The sequence below is a fragment of the Streptomyces sp. NPDC031274 genome, assembly GCF_055570235.1.
In genome coordinates this window covers 1-2,167 of record NZ_JBVIHP010000105.1, presented here as the reverse complement: position 1 = coordinate 2,167, position 2,167 = coordinate 1, and the positions used below count along the sequence as shown (strand labels likewise).

The window sequence follows — 2,167 nt, the reverse complement described above, 5'->3', positions numbered from 1 at the left end:
GGCTTCTACGAGGACAAGGTGTCGGACGAGATCGAGCAGTTGCTGAAGAAGGACGACACCGGCTGGGTCGTCTTCCTCCGCAAGGGCGACGTCGCCGCCTCCCGGTCCATGGACGTGTTCCCGGTGCGGATCGGCTCGCGCTCGCCGAATTACAGCACGGATAACGAAGCCGCAAAGTTCACGGTGAACTTCTCGATCACGGAGAAGCCGACCCAGGACGCCGCCGTGCCAGCTGCGCCGAAGGTCGAGAAGTGATGCCGGTGTCCACGGAGACCGAGACCACTCCTGTCCCGCCGGCCAAGGCTGTTGCCCGTGATGCGCATTGGGCGAGCAAGCTGGCCCGGCTTCGTGCCCGACAGCTGCCTGAGTACACGCTGGTGATCTGCGACGACCAGGATGCGAAGCGGCACCTGGACGAGATGCTGCGGGATCTTGCCCGCTGTCGGATGGCGGATGCGGAGAACGGCCGCGCGCACAGCGACGCGACGGCGAAGGCGGAGGAGGAGGTCGAGAATGCGCAGGAGTTCTTCGACAACCTCTCGATCGAGCTGACGTTCAAGGCGCTGCCGCGGCCGATCCTGGATGGGCTGATCAAGCGGTTCCCTCCGACTGAGGCGCAGGCCGAGGACGGGGATGCCTGGAACCCTGAGACGTTCCCCGCGGCCCTGGTCGCCGCCGCGCACATCGAGCGGGACGACGAGCGCAACACCGTGGAGGGCATGAGCGAAGACGACGCCCAGGATTTGCTCGATTCGTGGCCGGTCGCTGAGTCCAATGCGCTGTTCGCGGCGGCTTGGCAGGCGCAGCAGATCGTCCGCACCAGCACGGTGGAGCTGGGAAAAGGCTGATCACGGACGTACAGCTCCGCACCGAGTTGGAGCTGTGCGACCGCTGGGGTATCCCCCATTCTCAGTTCCTCGGTGCGGGTGATGGCCGTTGGACGGAGCTGGACCGGGCGAAGGCTCTGTCGTTTGTGGCGTACCAGCGGGCGATGTGTGATCAGTGCGGAACCCGGTCGGCTGAGTGGGACGAGCAGCAGGGCGGTGACCGGTTCGCGTATGTCACCACGAGTGTGCGATGCACCGGGTGTGAGCTGATCGCGCACGAGCAGGATCAGGTGCCCGACGGTCCGGACGGGTACGGGGTGCGGATCGGCCTGGTGCCGCGCGCCGTGCAGTAGCGGGTCATTGAGGGTGGGGGGCTAGGAGAGGGGCGCGGGGAGGTAGGGGCACCGGCCGGTGTCGTCGTACACGCTCAGTGTCCAGGCACGAGCCGATTTCTCCCATCTCCTGTCAGAGGTCCGGCAGGCCTCCCGCGCCATGCGCGGCCTGGGCCGCGACACCGCCACCCTCAACCGGCACCTCACCCAGATCGGGACCGGCGCCCGCGGATCCTCTACCGGGCTGCGGGGTCTCACCCGCGATTCCGATCGTGCACGTGCTGGTCTGCGCCGTGTCGGTGCGGACGGGCACGCGTCGATGCGGCAGCTGCGCCACGGGCTGCTCGGCGCCCGGCAGGAAGCCCACCACCTTCGCGGCCTCCTGGTCGGCGGCGGCATCGTTGCCGGGCTCGCGGAGATCGCGAAAGAGGGCAACGAGTACCAGCGGGCCATCAACAAGTGGGGCGCGGTCACCAACGCGTCCGGCCTGGAGATGGTGCAGGCCGCGGCGAAGGCCCGCGAGCTCGGCGCCGACCTCAAGATCCCCGGCACGTCTGCGGCGAAGGCCGCGGATTCGATGCTGGAGCTGGCCAAGGCCGGCCAGACCAGTACGTCGTCCATCGCGAACGCGCGTGCTGCGATGCAGCTCGCCGCGGCCGACAACCTCTCGGCTGCGGACGCCGCCCGGTATTTGGGCGACGTCATGGACCAGTTCGGGCTCAGCTCGAACAACGCCGGTCGTGCCGCCGACGTCCTCGCGGCGTCGGCGAACGCCGCCTCGGGTGGGCTCAAGGACATCTACTACGCGATGTCCTACACGGGCCCGGTCGCCGCCCAGCTCGGTATCTCGATCGAGGACACGTCGGCAGCGGTGGCGATGCTGGCCCGCTCCGGCATCCTCGGCTCCAAAGCAGGAACGTCCCTGCGCGGGATGCTGACGAACCTCGCCAAGCCCACCAAGGCGATGCGCAAGGGCTTGTCGGAGCTCGGTATCGAAGCGTGGGACAC

General features: G+C 68.1%; 4 protein-coding genes. All 4 read left to right on the top strand.

Annotated features, from left to right (window positions below):
- Nucleotides 1-255: phage tail tube protein (locus tag ACZ5CR_RS43905; protein ID WP_468868897.1), on the top strand; the 255-nt coding region annotated here is incomplete at its 5' end.
- 5 nt (nucleotides 256-260) lie between these two features.
- Nucleotides 261-848 (top strand): hypothetical protein, encoded by a 588-nt coding sequence (locus ACZ5CR_RS43900; protein ID WP_468868895.1) that lies wholly within the window; start codon nucleotides 261-263, stop codon nucleotides 846-848.
- A 143-nt stretch (nucleotides 849-991) separates the two neighbouring features.
- On the top strand, nucleotides 992-1,180 hold the full coding sequence (locus tag ACZ5CR_RS43895; RefSeq protein WP_361843206.1) for a hypothetical protein: 189 nt from the start codon (nucleotides 992-994) through the stop codon (nucleotides 1,178-1,180).
- 58 nt (nucleotides 1,181-1,238) lie between these two features.
- The coding region (locus ACZ5CR_RS43890) for a phage tail tape measure protein (protein ID WP_468868893.1) at nucleotides 1,239-2,167 on the top strand (929 nt) is incomplete at its 3' end.